We start from the raw sequence: 17,504 nt of genomic DNA on the forward strand, positions 1-17,504 counted from the left end.
TACCCCCCTTTTTTTTCAACAGCCGGTTATGGCACAGGCACAAAAGACGGCGTCGTAAAAGCCGGGGCGGCAACGGGAGAAAAAACAGTCGCGGCGGCGGAGAGCGCCGCCGGCAAAAGGGAAAGATTCACTGACGGGGTTGTTAAAGGACCGCACCAGGGCGCGGCGGGGGGAGAAGTAGAAACAAATTTGTCGCCACCGACAAATCCCCCCTCACCCCCCTCCGCCACACTGCCGGCGGACAGGTTTGTCAAAGGGGGGGAAGCTGTGGCCCCCTCCTCGCTGATCGGAGGTTCCTCTACGAGATCGGGTGGGGGCGAAAGGGCGCCCTTATTTGGATCGATTGGATCGGCCATAAGAGTGAATGATTGGAATATCACCCTTTATCGGCCGAGGGCAAAAAAAGTTGCCCCCTTTTTTGCCAAAAAAATTATTGCTAACGTTATAAACGTTAGGTATCTTAACGTTATGGACGTTAGGGAAATTAACAACCTTTTAAGCCGGGGGGAAATCGACCGGCCGGGGCTTATGCCTCATCTGGCCGAACTGGAGGCCAAAACGCTCCGTTTTCGGTTCGAGTTCGGCCTCGATGAACTCCCCGTTCAGCCCGGCCTTATCACTATCCGCGGCCCGCGGCAGTACGGAAAAAGCACCTGGCTCGAACGGGAATGCGTCAACACGATCCGAAAATTCGGCAAAGGCTCGGCCTGTTATTTGAACGGCGATGAGATCGTCTCGCCGGAGCATTTCGGCGAAAGCCTTTTGGAGGTAGGCCAACTCTATCCTGCCGGGACGCAGGTCCGGCGCCTTTTTATCGACGAGGTCACCGCTGTTTACGGCTGGGAAAAGGTCATTAAAAAAATCCTCGACCGCGGACATTTGCGGGATGTGCTGATTGTCACCACCGGCTCCCGCGCCGCCGACTTGCGGCACGGCTCGGAGAGGCTCCCCGGACGAAAGGGAAAACTGGCCAAAAGCGAATACCTTTTCCTCCCCGTTTCGTACCGTCAGTTTCACGCGCAGACCTCGGACAAACCGGGCCCAAAAACCTGGATCGCCTACCTCTTGACCGGAGGTTCCCCCGTTGCGTTGAACGAAATGCATCAGTCCGGGCGTCTTCCCGAATATTTCATCCAGTCGATCCGCGACTGGATTTTCGGTGAAATCGTCTCGTCGGGACGGTCGCGGATCGCCCTTTCCAATCTTTTGGCCATCCTTTTCAAGCAGGGGGGCAAACCGGTCGGCTTTGCCAAGCTGGCCCGCGAGTCGGGCATGGCCAACAACACGGTGGCCGCCGGCTATATCGAGCAGTTGGGCGATCTGATGTGTGTCCTTCCCGCATGGCCCGTCGATGGAAACAATTTTCTCCCCCAGCTCCGCAAGCCGTCCAAATTCAATTTTATCAATCTGGCGGCGGTTGTGGCCCTCCATCCGGCGGGGATCCGCGCTGTTTCAGACTGGGAGGCCCTTTCTGAGGAGGAACAGGCCGTTTTTCTGGAGTGGGGGATCGCCCAGGAAATCTGGCGGCGCTCCGTGCTGGCCGGCGTTGAAAATCCGGAGGCGATTCATTTCTGGCAGTCGAAGGAGCACGAAATCGACTTTTTCACGCCCGCCGGGGAATTTGTCGAGGTCAAACGGGGGGCGTCCGGTCCGATGGATTTTGCCTGGTTTCCGAAGATATTTCCCAAAAAAAAGCTCAACGTCGTCTGCGCCACCCCTTTTAAGTCGTCAGCTGTCGAAGGGATTGCCCTTGAGGACTTTTTTTTAAAAGACCGGTGATCCCGGCGATCACAACTCTATCCCGGCAGGCGGCGGGAAAAGGCGGGACTTTGTCAACAGCCGGTTACGGCACATAACCGGGATTGACCCGTACTTCCCCTTCAAGATTTCCCGTCTCACTAATCTCCTCGGCGCGCACGATTCCGTTTTCAACGACAAACCGGTATTTTCCCCAGACCACCGTGCGTTGAAAATAGCCCGCCAGCCACACAAAAGGGAAAAGAAGGTCGGCGATCAGAACCGAGAAGAAGTAGAGAAAAGGAATGCCTTGCCGATAGATAACCCGATCGAGAAAAGAAGGCATGACGGTTCGATAAGCAATCACCATCAGCAACATTCCCCACGAATAAGGGCTTCCCGGCTCCAAAAACAAAAGAAGGAGGGCAAACAGGGACTGGCAGGTCAAAATAAAAAAATGATACGCAACAGGAGAGGCGACACGAACCGCCACCATCCACCGGAGAGTATGCCCCGCATGGCCGATGATGCCCTGGTTTCTTTCGTGCGTCCGGATGAGATACGGGGCCACTCGGGTCTTGTACCCCGCCAATGCGAAAAGTTTGGCCAGTTCCTGGTCGGTCGTCAGTTTGCGGGCAATCGCCTTGAACCCCCCTGTTTTCAGATAGGCCTCGCGGCGGAAGGCCATGGCCGGGCCAATCCCCACGGGAGTCAGATATTGAAACAAGACGTCCACGAGCGGAATCATCAGATTGTAGGTGAGCGTATTGGCATACCCCGCCCATCCCCTGGCTCCCACCATCAAGGGAACCGCCGACACAAGGCCAACGCGCCTGTCTTCCAGCGGTTTGATCAGTTGACGGATATAGTCGGGCGTAGCAATGGTGTCGCTGTCGCTCAAGACAAGAATCTCCCCCGAGGCCTCCAAAAAGGCATTGTAAAAGTTGCAGACCTGCCTGTTGGGGCCCAATTGCGAGGGCCTGACGACAAGTTTTATGGGACAGTGGGGATGATTGTCCATGAAACGTTTCAGGAGGGGAATCGCCGGATCGTCGCCGTCCAGAACGGACAGAATCAACTCATAATGGGGGTAATCGATCCGCGTGAAACTTTCGAGATTTTCGGCCAACCCCTCTTCAACGCCGTAAAAGATCTTCAGGATGGAAACACGGGGGGAAAAAACGGTTTCCTTTATTTTTCGGCGGCGGAAAAAAAAGAGAAAATTTGCAAAGGCGACAGACCAGGCAAAAAGATTCACCAGAATGAGGGAGAAAAGGATTTGGGAGGGGGACAGCATGAATCGAAAAATTGGTGCGATTCGACCACACCAGGCGGGCTTAGTCAAAGGATAAAAAAATTAATAAATTCAAGCCCTGTTTATTTCCGGAAAATTTTCGGCTTCAATTTTTTTGCCTCGGCAATAAAAAAATGCTGCCAGTCGCTGTCGTTGAGTTTTACAATCATGTTGAAGGGTCAGGATTTTCGATTCCATAATTTTGCATGTTTCACTCGGTGGTGAAACACCGACTGCAATGAAATACGCCACCTTCTTCGATGGGACGAATTTCACAGCAAGAGAAATGACAGGAAACGGCGGCGATCGGGATCGAGTTGAAGTTCCTTCCAGTAACGGAGGAGTTGTTTTTTCGAAATTTTGGAACGGGCCAATCCAAAATTGACCTTTTGTTCGAGTTCAAAAAGCGCGGCTCCCTTCCTTGAATGGTCCCTTAATTTTTTGATGTCGCAACTCCAATTATGCACAAAATCATTATAATCCAACCCCGCCGATTCGCAACGGGTATTATCACCGGCGGCCGGGCCGTTTGAAAGATCCCCTTTCATAAGGGAACCGAAAAAGCCATTACAGGCATGAAGGGTTGCGCCTCGAAGATGGGTGCGAAAACCGGGGTAAAAGCCGGAGCGGTTGCGACAATGGCTCCGAGCGGGACGGAAAGATTCACCGACGGAATTAAAGGAGCACACCAGGGCGCGGCCATACCGCCCGAATAAAGTTCCAACCCTGTTGCAAGGGGGCCGCTGTTCATCCCGCTTGCAATGACCGGGTCAGGGACCACACCGGCAGACAATGTTCCCGGAAAAACGGGGCGTAATGCGGCGGGCGGCGGACCGGCCTTCTTCTCCGACAACTCATCAATCATCGGTTCGTGATCCTCCGTATCTCCTTCGCCGCCGATGATGTCGGGATTGGGATCCGATTCAGGATTCAACGGATCAAACTGCGGATTTCGGGCCCAAATTGCTTTCAACTTTGTTATATCAATTGCCAAATGAGTTTCATATTTTTTGCCGGACCTGAATGTATCGCGGTAGATACCCCCAGGAAGATTCCCAACCCCCACCACACCCATAACAGCCCCATTGACCGTGGCATTGGCAAAAACAACATCGTCAACCCCTTCCTGATTAACCAGTTGTCTCAAGAGCAACAGATCAAAATCGTGTCGGGACACATCGCCGACAAGATAGCGCCGTTCAACTAATAAAAGAAACTTTCCCGGGGGACGCCTGCCGCTTCTACTGTTTTCCAGAATAGTTCTTCCCACAATTTCACCGGTAGCCGTATTCCGCAGGTTGGCCACAAAAATGCTCGGATGAAGGGCCCGCGCGACGGGCTCGCCGTCGGAATTGAAATCACCCGCCGCCGAAAGACGCTGGCAGGTACGAAGGGGATATTCACCCGCCAAGGCGATGTCCGCAAGGCTGTCGGAAATCGTGAGTTCAAAATCGGCCGTTTCAACCTGCCGCGATCCCCCGCCTGCTTGAGTTTTGGCAATCTGGTCGATGTTGTGCAAAATTTCCCCGATGTGGGGATAGTCGGCGTTGACCTCCAAGGCGCCGATCTCCTTTTTCCACCCGTCGAGCCGATCGACCGGAATCGGCTTGCCAAGACGCAGGGTAATTTCGATATTTTGAACGACGGCCTTAAGCCTGTCATTCTCGATCTCGCCGCTCTTTTCAACCCCCAGGTGTTCCAGGATGCTATGGAGAATCTCCAGAAATTGCCCGGAAAGCTGTTCCCCGCCGATTTTCAGGGAGGCCACTGCGCGACCGGGCTTAAGCCCCTCCTTCTTCAACTTTTTATCCTTAACGAGGGCGGCTAAATACCGGATGACGATTTCTTTTCCGATTTCGGTCTGGAAAAAATAATACCCCATCAGTGTCAGAAAAAGATTATCCTTTCGCAAGACCGACTCGGGGTCGGCGTACGTGGCCCTGATTTTCCTTTGAAGTCTGACGGGGAGTTTACAGGCGGCAAAAAAATAATCCAAGACCATCTGATCAAGACGCTCTCCCATTTCTCTAAAGTTCGCGGCGTTAAGGAATTCCTTTTTTCCGCAGGCTGTGCGCCAAAGAGCGATCTGGGTCGTTAATTCATGCAACGGCAATTCGGATAAGACCCTCTGGATGTTGGCCAGCATGCGCGAAAACCGGGCAAAGGCAAGCACGGTGTCGTTGCGATCGGACCGATTGGGCTGGTTCCGGTCGATGGAGGGGATCACGGCGTTAAGAAAATCACCGATTTCTTTACTGCCATAGCGGTGGTCTGGTAGATCGCCCATCCGGAGGGTGACAAGCATGAATTCGGCAATATCGCGCCGCGTATCGCGCGTATTCGACCCTTTGGGGATATGGTTGACCAGCCAGTTCAAATGGTTGCGCATTGCTTCGAGGGGAAATACGGCAATCATCGCCTTGAGCGTTTCAATACCGGGGTTGTAAATGACAAATCGTCTTAAAGTTTCGGCTGGCCCTGGCCACATATCATCATCTGCATAATATCCCCTTCGTTCGATCACTGCCTCAACCATGACCTTCTCAACAGCCCATGAAAGGAGCCTTTGATTTTTAAGGGCGAGGACCTTTGCGGACGGAAGCCTATTGACAACGGAATTGAGCCCGTTGGCAGGTGAATAATATCCTGTAAATTCTTTCAGGAGATCGAAATCTTCCTCCGCGGTTTGATTGATCAGCGCCACAAGAAGGGCCGCCCCATTTCATGCTCCTGCCCCCCAGGAGAGGTATGAATAAAGCTCATCATGTCGATTGTCATTGATCGCTGTTTATTCATAACCAGTCCGGCCTCAAGCAGACGGGCAATTTTTTTGGCCAGAACGGGGTGCTTGCCCAGCAGGGGATGTTGCCGAATGCGCGGTGACAGACCCGATAGTGACTCCTGCTCCAAGCGAATAAACACTTCGGGTAATAGCAGGCGACGCAAGGCCGTTGCTGTGAGCCTGACTTCGTTACGTATGATTAAAACAGGCGCGTTTAAGTGCAACAAACGATCGAACCCAAAGAGCCTCCTACAAAGCTGATCAATTGAAGCATTGGGATCAATGTTTCTTCTAAGACGCGAATTGCCGAGAAGCTCAAGCCAGGTGTCGTTGTTGTAAATATGCAGGTTTTCCTCCGGAATTCCCACCTCCGCCGCATCAGCCTCATCCGGCGGCGGGACATACTCAAAAAACGAGACGATCGCGCGCCGGATCACTTCCGACAAATATCTTGTTCTGACCTCTGCCGGCCCTTCCCGCATGGCCTTCTGTGCCAGCCAGTCGATAAAATCGCCGAGTTCAGCGGTATAATCACGACGCGGTCTCGTCACTGATGAATCAGACCGGGTCAGGACGGAACCGATGCCCGGTTGGCCAAAAGACCCTTCGCCTCTCTGCAACAGTTCCCGAAACGCCCGATAGTCCGCCTCGATCTGGCGGACCATTTCCGGATCGAGCCCCTCTTTGGGCGTCTCTTCGACAAACCGGCGCACCTCCCCTTCATCCAACGGGGCTTCGGGAGACAAACCGAGAGACGCACGCAACAGCGCCTGCTGGTCGGGATTTAAATGCAGTTCAGGCATAAAAGTGAATTGTCCTGAATACCCCCCTTTATCGGCCAATGGCAAAAAAAGTTGCTAACGAAATTGAGGTGGCAGTAAATTTGGGAGAGATAGTAATTTGGGGAAAAACCGTTATTTAAGAGGATCTATCTTTTCCAATGGTTGTTGTCTCAATGTTTTCATTGTAAAACATGGAGACGATAATTCCGTAGAAACGGCTGATTTCAGGCATGGTGATGATGGAGGGTATTCACCTTCTCTTTCCATCGGGCAAACACCCCCTTACCCATAAGAGGAGACAAATCGACCTCGCCTTCCGCGCCATCGGAGAACTTGACCCATATTTTATACCGGGCCAACGGTTTTACATCAATAGGCCTATACATAGTTTTATTCTACCGTATATCTCCCAAATTTCAAATGCCAATTTCAGGGAGGAAATTGATGCCGTTCACCGTTATATACCGACAATATCGGCCGGTGGCAAAAAAAGTTGCTAACGAAATTGAGGCGCAGTAAATTTTTGGAGGGACAGCAATTTTTGGAATTGTAGTGGTTGACACTACAATAGTTTGGCGATATCCTGACAACAAGTTGAAAGAAATCCGATTCGACTGGGACCTGTGGAACGTCCAGAAAAACGAGCAAAAACACGGGGTGTCCGCCCTTGAGGCCGAAAGCTGTTTTTACGATGACAAGGCAAGGATCTTTGAGGACTTAAAGCATGCCACCCGAAACGAGAACCGATTTGTGCTCTACGGCAAGGGGCTGGAAAACAGGGTTTTGATGGTCGGCTTTACTCTTCGGAAATCGAAAGTGCGGATTATCACCGCCCGACCGGCCTCCCGAAAAGAAAGGAAGGTTTATGAAGAAAAAACTTCGCGAAATTAAAGATTATGACGAACAGGATACAACGCCGTGGATTAATCCTTCAAAAAATCTTTCCCTCAAGGAACTGGGGCTAAAACTCCCTCCGGCGCCTCCCACGCAGGTGATTTCAATTCGTCTGCCTACCTCCCTGCTGAATGAATTGCGCGCCAAAGCCAGCGCCGAGGATATTCCCTATCAGGCCTTGATCAAACATCTCCTCTCCAAGACCCTCAAGAAGGCGGCGTAATCAACTGCCGTAGCCCCGCTAAAAAAAATTCTCCCGCCACAACTGGAACATCAAAAGGGAAAAAAGCGGCTTTCGGTTGTTCTTTTTTCCGGAAAGATGCCCCGCGACAAGCCGGTCGATATAATCGGCGTTGAAAATCCCCTCTTCTTTTATCTTTTCACGGTTCAAAAGCGAGGTGAGCATTCCCTTCAATTCCCGGCGAAGCCAGAGGGCAATTGGAATGCCAAAGCCCTTCTTTTTCCGGTGAATGATGGGGGAAGGAAGAACCTTTTCAAGCGCTTTTTTGAGAATATATTTTGTCGCGCGCCCCTTCAGTTTCATTTCGAAGGGAAGTTTCGAGACGTATTCGATAAGATTGATATCCAGAAACGGCGCCCGCACCTCCAGGGAGGCGGCCATCGAGGCCCGGTCGGTTTTGACCAGGATGTCGCCGCACAGATAAAATTTCTGATAGAAATAGAGGACCCGGTCGCCGGGATGGGATGAACGGCAGTTTTTCATGACATCGTCCACCAGCCGTAAAGGATTTCGGGAGATATTTTGATTCAAAAACAATTCATCCTGTTCCTCCTGATGAAACGCCCCCAGCCAGACCTGATTCCGGATGACCGGCGGAAAACAGGCGCCGTAGAGAAACTGCTTTGCCATAAATTCCAAACTCATATCTTTCCGCGAGACCGGGAGTGCATTGGCGACGCGTGTCACCGCACGTTGCGCCATTTGCGGCAAACGCGTAAACCAGCGGGCCATGCGATCGGCGTAAAACGTGGGATAACCGGCAAACAGTTCATCCCCTCCGTCCCCCCCCAGCACCACCGTCACCGTTTGACGGGTGAATCGGGAGAGCAGATAGGTGGGAATAACCGAATAATCGGCAAACGGCTCATCCAAAAATCCCGCCACCTCGGGAAGGATGTCAATCAACTTTTGAGCACTCAAGGTCTGAAAGTGATGGTCGGTAGAAAAATGTTTGGCGACAAAAGACGAATAGGCCGATTCGTCAAACGACGGTTCGTCGAAATTGATGGAAAAGGTCTTGATGTCTTTTCCGCTTCGATGGCGCGCCATGAGGCCCACGACGGCGGAGGAGTCGATTCCTCCGGAGAGGAAGACCCCGAGCGGGACGTCGCTGATCATCCGGTATTCGACGGCGCGATCGAGAAGTTTCATGATTTTTTCACAGGCCTCGGCCTCTCCGACTTCACACTTCTCGTCGGAGAGGGGGACATCCCAGTATGGTTTGATCGTCAGACCCGTTTGATCGTAAACAAGAGAATGCCCGGCCGGTAATTTCCTCACGCCGCGGAAAATGGAATAGGGAGCGGGGACATATTCGTACTGAAAATAGTGGCTTAAGGCTTCCTGATCCGCTTCGGATTTAAAATCGGGATGCCCCTGAAAGGCCTTGCATTCGGAGGCAAAGGCGAAGTGGGAGGGCGCATCCCAGTAGTAGAACGGCTTTTTCCCCATCCGGTCACACGCGGCAAAGAGCCTTCGCTCCTTGTTGTCCCAGACGGCAAACGAGAACATTCCATTGAGCCGCTTAAGACATTTTTTTCCCTCCATCGCATAAAGCGTCAGGAGAACTTCGGTATCGGAATGAGTCTGAAACAGGACCCCCTGTTTTTCCAGATCCGAACGGATTTCCAAAAAATTGTAAATCTCCCCGTTGAAAACAATCGTGTACCGTTTGTCGGGGGTCTGCATCGGCTGATGCCCCGAGGAAAGATCGATGATGGAGAGGCGCCGGTGGCCCAGGCCGACAGACCCCTCCACAAAATAGCCTTCGTCGTCGGGACCGCGGTGGGCGAGACGGCGGTTCATTTTTTGCAGGATGGCAAGATCAACAGGACGGTCGTACTTGTGTAGAATGCCCGTGATACCACACATTAAAAATTCACCCTCTCCTGCACCAGATAAACCGGCTTTCCCTGCGACTCGTGATAGGTCCGCACCAGCAGTTCGGCGATCAGCCCCATCATGACGGAGAGGATGCCCACCACCGAAAGAAAGACAGCCAAGAGGAGCAGGGGATTCCGGTGGGCAAAAACATGATCGGCATATTTCTGGTATAGCACGAAAACTCCCAGAAGAACGGCCGCCCCATTGAGCAAGAACCCCATGCCGCCGAAGAGGTAGAGGGGCGTCGTGGCAAACGAGCCAAGAAACTTGACGGTCAGAAGATCAAGCAGAACCTTGAATGTTCGGCTCAAGCCGTATTTCGATTTTCCCTTTGTCCGCGGAAAATGGTTGACGGCGATTTCGGTGATCCTTGCCCCGGCCAGTCTGGCATAAGCCGGAATAAAACGGTGCATCTGGCCGTAAAGGGTAAAACTGTCCACAAAACGGGCCTCGTAGACCTTGAGGGTGCATCCGTAATCTTTCAACCGACAGCCGGTGATCCGGGAGATGAGGGAATTGGCAAGCCAGGAAGGGAGGCGACGGGTGATGAGGGAATCCTTGCGTTTTTTTCGCCAGCCCGAAACACAGCCGTAACCCTCTTTCATTTTTTCCAGCAGGGCCGGGATATCGTGTGGATCGTTCTGGTTGTCGGCATCCATGGTAAGGTAGACGCGCCCCCGCGCCTCTTTGAATCCCGCCGACATGGCGGCCGTCTGGCCGAAATTGCGGGTAAAGCGGATGATTTTGAGATGGGCATCTTTTTCGGCCAATGTTCGAAGGATCTCGAAACCGCGGTCGGAGGACCCGTCATCGACGAAAATAATCTCGTACGAGATGCCCAGTTTCAAAACAACTTCGGAGATCCGCCGGCAAGCCTCGGCAATGTTTTCCGCCTCGTTGTAGAACGGAACGATCACCGAAAGATCGAGATCTTTTCTGTTTTCCATAGGGAGAGGAAGCCCTACCAAATTGGTTGCAGTGAGACAACTGCTTTGGTAATCCCGCCTTATGAACGTGCTTGTTACGGGAGCCGCCGGATTTATCGGCTCCCATCTTTGCGAAACGCTCCTTCGCGCCTCTCATCGTGTTATCGGCATCGATAATTTCAACGATTTCTATTCACCGGCGTTGAAGCGGCAAAATCTGGAAGAGATCAAAAAAACAGCCGAAAAAACTAAAAACTTTTTCCAGTGCTACTCCGGTGATATTTGCGATACCGCTATGCTGGAGAGTCTTTTTACCGAGCACAAAATCGAGAGCATCATTCATCTGGCGGCCATGGCTGGGGTCCGGCCGTCGATCCAAAATCCCGTTTTATACGAACGGGTCAACGGTCTCGGCACTGTGAACCTGTTGGAGGCCTGTAAAAAAGCGGGGGTTAAAAATTTCATCTTCGGTTCTTCTTCTTCCGTCTATGGCCTCAATAAAAAAATCCCCTTTGTCGAATCGGACCCCGTCCTTCTTCCCTACTCTCCGTATGCGGCAACCAAGCGGGCCGGTGAGCTGACCTGTCATGTCTATCACCTCCTCTATCGAATGAATATCGCCTGCCTTCGTTTTTTTACCGTCTATGGTCCGCGTCAGCGCCCCGATCTGGCGATTCGCAAATTCACCGAGTTGATGTTCCAGGGCAAATCGATTCCCATCTACGGCGACGGATCATTCGCCCGTGACTTTACCTATATCGACGACATCATCGATGGCGTGGTGAAAAGCATCGACTGGTGCCTTAAAAAGACGGATAGGCCGAAATACGACATCTTCAACCTCGGCGAATCGGCGACGACCAGCGTTTTGGAACTGATCAAGCTCTTGGAAGAGGCTACGGGTATTACGGCCAAAAAGGAGTTTCTTCCTCCCCAGCCGGGGGATGTGCCGATCACTTACGCCGACGTCGCCAAATCGAAGAACATTCTCGGTTATAACCCCCGGACCCCGATTCGGGAGGGAATTAAAAAGTTCGTTGAATGGTATCGAAAAGCGGGGGTCTCACCGGCTTGACAATCGGCCATAGAACCCGTAAATCCCCTTCGCTGTGTCCATATCCGCCAATCAACTGCGTCCCGGGAACATCATTCAACATGATGGAAAACTGTGGCTTTGCCTTGAATCGGTCCACAAAACGCCGGGAAACCTTCGCGCCTTTATCCAGGCCAAGATGAGAGGCGTCAAGGATGGCGTCCAGAAGGAATTCCGCTTTTCCTCCACCGAAATGCTCGACCGCGTTTCGCTTCGCGAGCGGGCGATGCAGTTTCTTTACGTCGACGGCGATTTTTACAACTTCATGGACAACGAAAACTACGAGCAGGTCCATCTCTCCAAAGACCTGGTCGGCGAGGCGGCCAACTATCTTCTCCCCGACGCACAGGTAAAAGTCACCTTCTTTGAAGAAAGCCCCATCGGCATCGCCCTCCCCCCGGCCATGGATTTCACCGTGACGGAGGCCGAGCCGGGAATGAAAACCGCCACCGCCTCCGCCTCGTACAAAAACGCCAAGATCGAAACGGGGGTTGCTGTCAAAGTACCCCAGTTCGTCGAGGCGGGCGACCGCATCACCATCAACCCGGCGACGGGAGAATATCTTGAACGCGCAAAAAACAAATAAAGGAGAGTCCCTTCTCTTCCTCTTTCTCCTCTTCCTGTCCCCTCCCGCCTTCAGCCAAGACAAACTCACCATAGCCTTCATCTATCCCGGCGGTGAAGGATCATCGGCGGACGCCCAGCCGATTCTTGACCGTTTTTTCGATCACGTCCAAAAAAACGGGGGGCCCGCCCTGACAGGGGCCTACTACCCGACACTGGAGACGGGGCTGTCGGCGGTCAAGTCGGGGAAGACCCAAGTGGGAATTGTGAGCCTTGAAACCTGGCTCACCTGGAAAAAAAGCGTCCCGATGGAAATCATCCTGTCCACCCTTCCTGCCGCCTCCAACAACCCGAGGGAGCGGTATTTTTTTATGACCACGGCGGCAAATCCGGAAATCATCGAGCCGGCCAGGGCGCCGGTTGCCTACGCCTCGCGGCCGGTGGATCCGGTTTTTTTCAAATCGATTTTGATGACCAACATCCCCGCCGAATTTCAGGCCGATTTTAAATTGCGGACGGCACAAAACCTCTTAAGCGAGCTGAAAAAAATAGCCGCGGGGGAAACTCCGGGATTCGCGCTTCTGGATAATTTTGAATATGCGTCGCTGAAAAAATTAAGGGGCTCGGCCCCGAGTCTCGACTGGGTGAAGGATTTAAGACTCATCTATTCCTCGCCGCTGGTTCCCGCCTCTCCGGTTGTTTTGTTCACACCCATCCCCGAAGAGGAAAAAGAAAAACTCGCCTCCGCCCTTTTGTCTCTTCCCAATTCGCTGGAGGGAAGAGAAATCCTGGCAAATTTAAGGTTGAGAGGTTTTGCCAAGCCACGGATTGAAGAGTATCAGGCCGTGGAGGCAAGTTTTGAGAATGCACGGCTTGCCGCCCCCAGTATTCCCGCAGAATCCCCCAATTGAGAGAGGCGGATCTCCACGCGGGAAGCGGTAACGGCATAGGTTCGGCGCGAGAGTTCTTCTTTGGCGGGGGGGAGCCAAAGGTCGGACGAAAAGATCAGCCCCCCTCCCAGAACGATCCGGTCGATGCCGGTCACATTGGTGAGCGAGGCCAGCCCGATTCCGAGATAATAGCCCATCCGGTTTAAGATTCCCCGCGCCGCCTCGTTCCCCTTTTTTGCCTCATCCGCCAGTTTTCCCGCGACTGTGGAAGGGTCCGCCTCGAGCAAAAGGTGAAGACCGGCTGATCCGGGGATTTCGTCGTCGGCAACCGCTTGCCGGACCATCCGGTTGAGCGCCGTCGCCGACATGAAGGTTTCAAAACAACCCCGGGAGCCGCAGGTACAGAAGGGCCCTTCCGCATCGATGACCATGTGGCCGAACTCGCCGGCAAATCCGCACGGACCGTGATAGATCCGGCCGTCAATCACGATTGCCCCTCCGATGCCGGTGCCGAGGGTCAGCATTAAAAAATCGGGCCAGTCCCGCACCACCCCCAACCAATGCTCCCCCACGGCAATGAGATTGGCATCATTGTCGACGACAACGGGCCGATTCAGCCCCTCTTCGATCCGCCGTTGAAAATCGACATCCTTCCATTGCGGGTAATGGGGAGAGGCGTAGACAATCCCTTCATCCGCCGAAACAATTCCAGGAAGCCCCACACCAATACCCGACGCCTTGATCCCCGCCCCTTTTTCGAGGGATAAAATTTCCCTCTCGATCAGGGAAACAATTTCTTCCGGTTTGCGATGCGAGCCGACAAGCGCCTTTCTCGCGCCGGAAACTTTCCCTTTCCGGTCAACCAGCGCCATCCGAAGATGCGTTCCGCCGACATCGATGCCGATAACGAAGGTCATAGAAATCACACCACCTGATGGGCGGCTTTGAGGATCAATGGGACCAAAACCGCCAGCAAAACCCCGATGAAAAAGACAAACCCCAGACAACAGACAATAACCGGGATCAGGACCGTCAGAATACTCTTCCACCAGGGGCAGTCGTGCAGTTCCTTGAGGCCGATGGCCAAAAGGATCATCTGGTAGATCCCCGCCAACCCCCCGACAATCGGGATGATCACAAAAAGCTGGGCGGTGGCGGCGTATGAGACGGCTTGGAGTGTGGCGTTGAAGCCGTTTTTTGTCCCCTTCAAGATCCAGAGAAAAAAATGATTGATGGCGGCGGACACGAAAACACCGATAAGCGAAAAAATCGGCACGAGAAGAACAATCGCCCCCAACACAAGGGGGATCACAAGGCCGGAGGCAAAATCCCCGACCCGAATCGATTGAAAAAGAGCCCCAAAAATCGCCGGCTCTAAAAAGACAAAAAGGGCCTGATACCCAACGAGAACCAAAGCCCCGACGGTCTGGGCGATAACAGTATAGACCGCAACCGGGAAGAGACGATCACTGACCTTAAGATGCTTAAAAAACAAAACCGGGGAGACGACAATTTCCTTGGCCGTCAGGACAAACGCCTGCAGAGGCTGACGGCGATAGTTTTGTTCCCACTCGGTGGGGTGGCGTTCCATTGTCATAAAATCTGTTTCATCATAGCCGACACAATGATAGATTTAAATAAAATTCATGCCCACCTTTCAGGTCAGACGATCGGAAATCGACAAAGGGCTCTTCACCCTTGCCGGGAGAGAGGCCCATCATTTGACGCATGTCCTGCGAGCCGCCCCCAGAGAGCTTTTGCGCATCACCGACAGAGAGGGAAATCTTTTTGAGGCGCGGGTGGTGGAGGTTGAAAACGGCGTCACCCTTCAGGTGGAACGCCCCCTTCCGGCTCCCCCCCTTCCTTGTCCGGTGCATCTCTTTCTCGCTCTTTTAAAGGCCGAAAAGATGGAGTTTGTGGTGCAAAAGGCGGTTGAGCTGAACATCGAGTCGGTTCATTTTGTGATCCCAAAAAGATCAATCGTCCGGGAAATTTCCCCCCAAAAGTGGAAGCGCCTGCGGACGATTGCCTTCGAGTCGGCAAAACAGTGCGGCCGTCTTGCGGCTTTAAACCTGGTGGAACCTCTGCCGGTTGACGGACTGATGGAGCGATTGCAAAAGTCGATGTCCCATTTTATTTTCAGGGAAAGCGGGGATCGCGAGACCGTCCGTAATCTCCTGAAAAAGTACGATGTAAGCCCCCCCTACGGCCTCTGGATCGGGCCGGAAGGGGGGTGGGAAGAAGAGGAAATCCAAACGTCGCTTCGACTTGGCTTTCTACCGGCCACCCTTGGGCCTTTGACGCTTCGGGCCGAAACGGCGGCGATTCACGCGATCAGCTCGGTTTTGGCCCTTGCCTTTTGAAATATGACCCTTGTCATCGCCCATCGCGGCTCCCGCGCCCATGCACCGGAAAACACCCTTCTGGCCTTTCAAAAGGCCCATGAACAGGGGGCTGACGGGATTGAGCTGGATGTCCACCGGACCGCCGACGGCACGGTTGTGGTCTATCATGACGACCGGATATCGGATGCGGCCGAGCGGACCCTCCCCATCCGCGCGACAAAGTGGGAGATCCTCAAAAAAATCGTCCTGCCGCAAAATCAAACGATCCCCACCTTGCGCGAGGTCTTCGAGCAGTTTGGACAAAAATTTTCGGTCATCAATGTCGAAATAAAATCGACCGGCTATTTTACCAACGGCATCGAGAAGGCGGTGCTCGATCTTGTTTGCCGGTTCCATCTGGAAGACCGTGTGATCATTTCGTCGTTCAACCCTCTGCATCTTTGGCGCATTTGCCGGATGAACCGCCGCGTCCGGACCGGGCATCTGATCTGGCCGCCGCAGTGGTTTGCCCGTCGCCATTTCTGGACACGCCTTTGCCATGTTTATTCCGTCAACTTGGAACACGAATGGGCCGCCAACGGGCATCTTGAGGAATTCGCGAAGCTGGAAAAGAAAATATGGATCTGGACGGTGAACAAGGAGAATGAACTGCGCCGGTGGTTTACGAGGGGGGTGGATGCGATTATCACCGACGACCCCCTGCGGGCGTTGAAGATTCGGAAACAAATCTCTGCATCTTTGCCTTTATAGCACCCTACAAAAAAGTCGTGACTTTTTTGTAGTTCCATGTAAACTAAAAATCATACAGGATATGCGCTCCATCAAACCGGAAGTGGAAGCCACATTAACCGATGACCGGAAGATGGCCTTTATTGCCGGGCCCCGTCAGGTGGGCAAAACCACCTTGGCCCAAGCCATGCTGGCCGGAGGCCCCGGGGATGAAGGCTATTACAACTGGGATATCGAAACCCACAAGAAAATGATCCTGAAGGATCCGGTCTATTTCTGGCAGGCCCCTCCCGACACTCCGCCCCAGCGGATTGTTTTGGATGAAATTCACAAATATCCGAGGTGGAAGCGGTTTTTAAAAGGGCTCTTCGACGCCAACCGCAGGCGCGTGGAAGTGCTGGTCACCGGAAGCGGTCGGCTGGATGTCTATCAAAGGGGGGGCGATTCCCTCTTTGGGCGATACCACCTTTTTCACCTCCTGCCGTTTTCCGTCGGGGAGCTTTTGAAACGCGATGGCCCCCCTCCCTCTCCGGACGATTGTTTGGGCCGGTTTTTTGATTCTTTGCCTTCTCCCGCCACGGACTACTTCGAAACCCTCTGGAAGTTCGGCGGATTTCCGGAGCCCTTTTTCGCCGCCGACGACCGCAAGCTCGTCCAATGGCAAAACGACCATCGCCAGCTGGTCTTGCGCGAAGACTTGAGGGATTTGACCCAGGTGCGGGAGCTGGGACTGGTGGAATCGATGATCCATCTCCTTCCCGAACGCATCGGCTCTCCCCTCTCGATCAATGCCCTCCGCGAAAGCCTCGGGGTTAATTTTAAAACGGCGCAAAACTGGATCAAATCGCTGGAGCGGCTCTATTACCTGTTTTGCCTGCGCCCCTACAGCGCCCGGCTCGACCGCGCTTTAAGGCGCGAGGAGAAGGTTTATTTTTTCGACTGGTCGGTTTTGGAAGATCCGTCAAAACGGTTCGAAAATATGATGGCAGTTCATCTGTTGAAGGCCTGCCTCATCTGGACCGACGCAGGCTACGGACAATTCAATCTGCACTACGTCAGGGACAAGGAAAAGCGGGAGGTCGATTTCGTGATTACCAGCAAAAACAGGCCGTATCTTCTTGTTGAGGCAAAACTGTCGGAAACGGAATCGGACCGTTCTCTCCTTTATTTTCTGGAACGGTTGAAGCCCCAAAAGGGCGCCTGCCAGATCGTGAGAAACGGAGAAGCAACGCGACTGGTTCAAAGAGGTCCTTTGAATATCGCTTCTGCCCCGCGCTTTTTGGCGGCTTTTCCCTGACAAGCCCAAAAAACCGCCTTGGCAATCTGTAAAACCCTGTGGTAGA

The 17,504-nt window shown here is 53.2% G+C and carries 19 protein-coding genes; 9 read left to right on the top strand and 10 right to left on the bottom strand.

The features are described from left to right. Window positions 1-26: 26 nt before the first annotated feature. Window positions 27-356: a hypothetical protein gene (locus tag HYU99_00810; protein ID MBI2338896.1), complete on the bottom strand. Its 330-nt coding sequence runs from the start codon at window positions 354-356 to the stop codon at window positions 27-29. Window positions 357-468: 112 nt separating this feature from the next. Here HYU99_00810 and HYU99_00815 point away from each other — a divergent pair, with 112 nt between their 5' ends. After that, on the top strand, window positions 469-1,779 hold the full coding sequence (locus HYU99_00815; GenBank protein ID MBI2338897.1) for an ATP-binding protein: 1,311 nt from the start codon (window positions 469-471) through the stop codon (window positions 1,777-1,779). A 64-nt stretch (window positions 1,780-1,843) separates the two neighbouring features. Here HYU99_00815 and HYU99_00820 read toward each other — a convergent pair whose 3' ends face one another. From HYU99_00820 to HYU99_00840, 5 genes are all read right to left on the bottom strand, one after another. After that, complete coding sequence (locus HYU99_00820; protein MBI2338898.1) at window positions 1,844-3,034, bottom strand: glycosyltransferase; 1,191 nt, start codon at window positions 3,032-3,034, stop codon at window positions 1,844-1,846. A gap of 269 nt (window positions 3,035-3,303) precedes the next feature. Further along, window positions 3,304-3,579 carry a hypothetical protein gene (locus HYU99_00825; protein MBI2338899.1) on the bottom strand — a complete coding sequence of 92 codons (276 nt, stop codon included), beginning with the start codon at window positions 3,577-3,579 and terminating at the stop codon, window positions 3,304-3,306. After that, complete coding sequence (locus HYU99_00830; protein ID MBI2338900.1) at window positions 3,576-5,735, bottom strand: hypothetical protein; 2,160 nt, start codon at window positions 5,733-5,735, stop codon at window positions 3,576-3,578. The genes HYU99_00825 and HYU99_00830 overlap by 4 nt, the downstream gene beginning before the upstream one ends. Then, window positions 5,726-6,616 carry a hypothetical protein gene (locus HYU99_00835; GenBank protein MBI2338901.1) on the bottom strand — a complete coding sequence of 297 codons (891 nt, stop codon included), beginning with the start codon at window positions 6,614-6,616 and terminating at the stop codon, window positions 5,726-5,728. Before HYU99_00835 ends, HYU99_00830 begins: the two co-directional genes overlap by 10 nt. 203 nt (window positions 6,617-6,819) lie before the next feature. Beyond that, window positions 6,820-6,981, bottom strand: coding sequence for a DUF2442 domain-containing protein (locus HYU99_00840; GenBank protein MBI2338902.1), 162 nt, complete (start codon window positions 6,979-6,981; stop codon window positions 6,820-6,822). A gap of 208 nt (window positions 6,982-7,189) precedes the next feature. On the opposite strand from HYU99_00840, the gene HYU99_00845 reads away from it, so the two are divergent. Beyond that, on the top strand, window positions 7,190-7,486 hold the full coding sequence (locus HYU99_00845) for a BrnT family toxin (protein MBI2338903.1): 297 nt from the start codon (window positions 7,190-7,192) through the stop codon (window positions 7,484-7,486). Continuing rightward, the gene (locus HYU99_00850) at window positions 7,461-7,712 is read left to right on the top strand and encodes a hypothetical protein (GenBank protein ID MBI2338904.1); all 252 of its coding nucleotides are present in this window, start codon (window positions 7,461-7,463) and stop codon (window positions 7,710-7,712) included. The genes HYU99_00845 and HYU99_00850 overlap by 26 nt, the downstream gene beginning before the upstream one ends. 18 nt (window positions 7,713-7,730) lie before the next feature. Here the strand turns inward: HYU99_00850 and asnB are convergent, their stop codons facing one another. Beyond that, window positions 7,731-9,602, bottom strand: a complete 1,872-nt coding sequence (gene asnB / locus HYU99_00855; protein MBI2338905.1) for an asparagine synthase (glutamine-hydrolyzing) — start codon at window positions 9,600-9,602, stop codon at window positions 7,731-7,733. Continuing rightward, window positions 9,602-10,561, bottom strand: a complete 960-nt coding sequence (locus tag HYU99_00860; GenBank protein MBI2338906.1) for a glycosyltransferase family 2 protein — start codon at window positions 10,559-10,561, stop codon at window positions 9,602-9,604. The genes asnB and HYU99_00860 overlap by 1 nt, the downstream gene beginning before the upstream one ends. A gap of 61 nt (window positions 10,562-10,622) precedes the next feature. Between HYU99_00860 and HYU99_00865 the strand changes: the two genes are divergently transcribed. From HYU99_00865 to HYU99_00875, 3 genes are read left to right on the top strand one after another with little or no spacing between them, the layout of a single operon-like run. Then, window positions 10,623-11,615 carry a GDP-mannose 4,6-dehydratase gene (locus tag HYU99_00865; protein MBI2338907.1) on the top strand — a complete coding sequence of 331 codons (993 nt, stop codon included), beginning with the start codon at window positions 10,623-10,625 and terminating at the stop codon, window positions 11,613-11,615. A 34-nt stretch (window positions 11,616-11,649) separates the two neighbouring features. Beyond that, the gene (gene efp, locus HYU99_00870; protein MBI2338908.1) at window positions 11,650-12,219 is read left to right on the top strand and encodes an elongation factor P; all 570 of its coding nucleotides are present in this window, start codon (window positions 11,650-11,652) and stop codon (window positions 12,217-12,219) included. Continuing rightward, the gene (locus tag HYU99_00875) at window positions 12,197-13,108 is read left to right on the top strand and encodes a PhnD/SsuA/transferrin family substrate-binding protein (GenBank protein MBI2338909.1); all 912 of its coding nucleotides are present in this window, start codon (window positions 12,197-12,199) and stop codon (window positions 13,106-13,108) included. The genes efp and HYU99_00875 overlap by 23 nt, the downstream gene beginning before the upstream one ends. Here HYU99_00875 and HYU99_00880 read toward each other — a convergent pair. Together HYU99_00880 and HYU99_00885 are read right to left on the bottom strand one after the other, a co-directional pair. Further along, window positions 13,036-14,004 carry an ROK family protein gene (locus HYU99_00880; protein MBI2338910.1) on the bottom strand — a complete coding sequence of 323 codons (969 nt, stop codon included), beginning with the start codon at window positions 14,002-14,004 and terminating at the stop codon, window positions 13,036-13,038. The genes HYU99_00875 and HYU99_00880 overlap by 73 nt on opposite strands. Window positions 14,005-14,009: 5 nt before the next feature. Next, window positions 14,010-14,684 carry a YIP1 family protein gene (locus tag HYU99_00885; GenBank protein MBI2338911.1) on the bottom strand — a complete coding sequence of 225 codons (675 nt, stop codon included), beginning with the start codon at window positions 14,682-14,684 and terminating at the stop codon, window positions 14,010-14,012. A gap of 49 nt (window positions 14,685-14,733) precedes the next feature. Here HYU99_00885 and HYU99_00890 point away from each other — a divergent pair, with 49 nt between their 5' ends. From HYU99_00890 to HYU99_00900, 3 genes are all read left to right on the top strand, one after another. Next, window positions 14,734-15,450: an RsmE family RNA methyltransferase gene (locus HYU99_00890; GenBank protein MBI2338912.1), complete on the top strand. Its 717-nt coding sequence runs from the start codon at window positions 14,734-14,736 to the stop codon at window positions 15,448-15,450. A gap of 3 nt (window positions 15,451-15,453) precedes the next feature. After that, window positions 15,454-16,182 carry a hypothetical protein gene (locus tag HYU99_00895; GenBank protein MBI2338913.1) on the top strand — a complete coding sequence of 243 codons (729 nt, stop codon included), beginning with the start codon at window positions 15,454-15,456 and terminating at the stop codon, window positions 16,180-16,182. Between the two features lie 61 nt (window positions 16,183-16,243). Next, complete coding sequence (locus HYU99_00900; protein MBI2338914.1) at window positions 16,244-17,458, top strand: ATP-binding protein; 1,215 nt, start codon at window positions 16,244-16,246, stop codon at window positions 17,456-17,458. Window positions 17,459-17,504 lie beyond the last annotated feature (46 nt).

This window comes from Deltaproteobacteria bacterium (assembly GCA_016183175.1).
Lineage (GTDB): Bacteria > UBA10199 > UBA10199 > UBA10199 > SBBF01 > JACPFC01.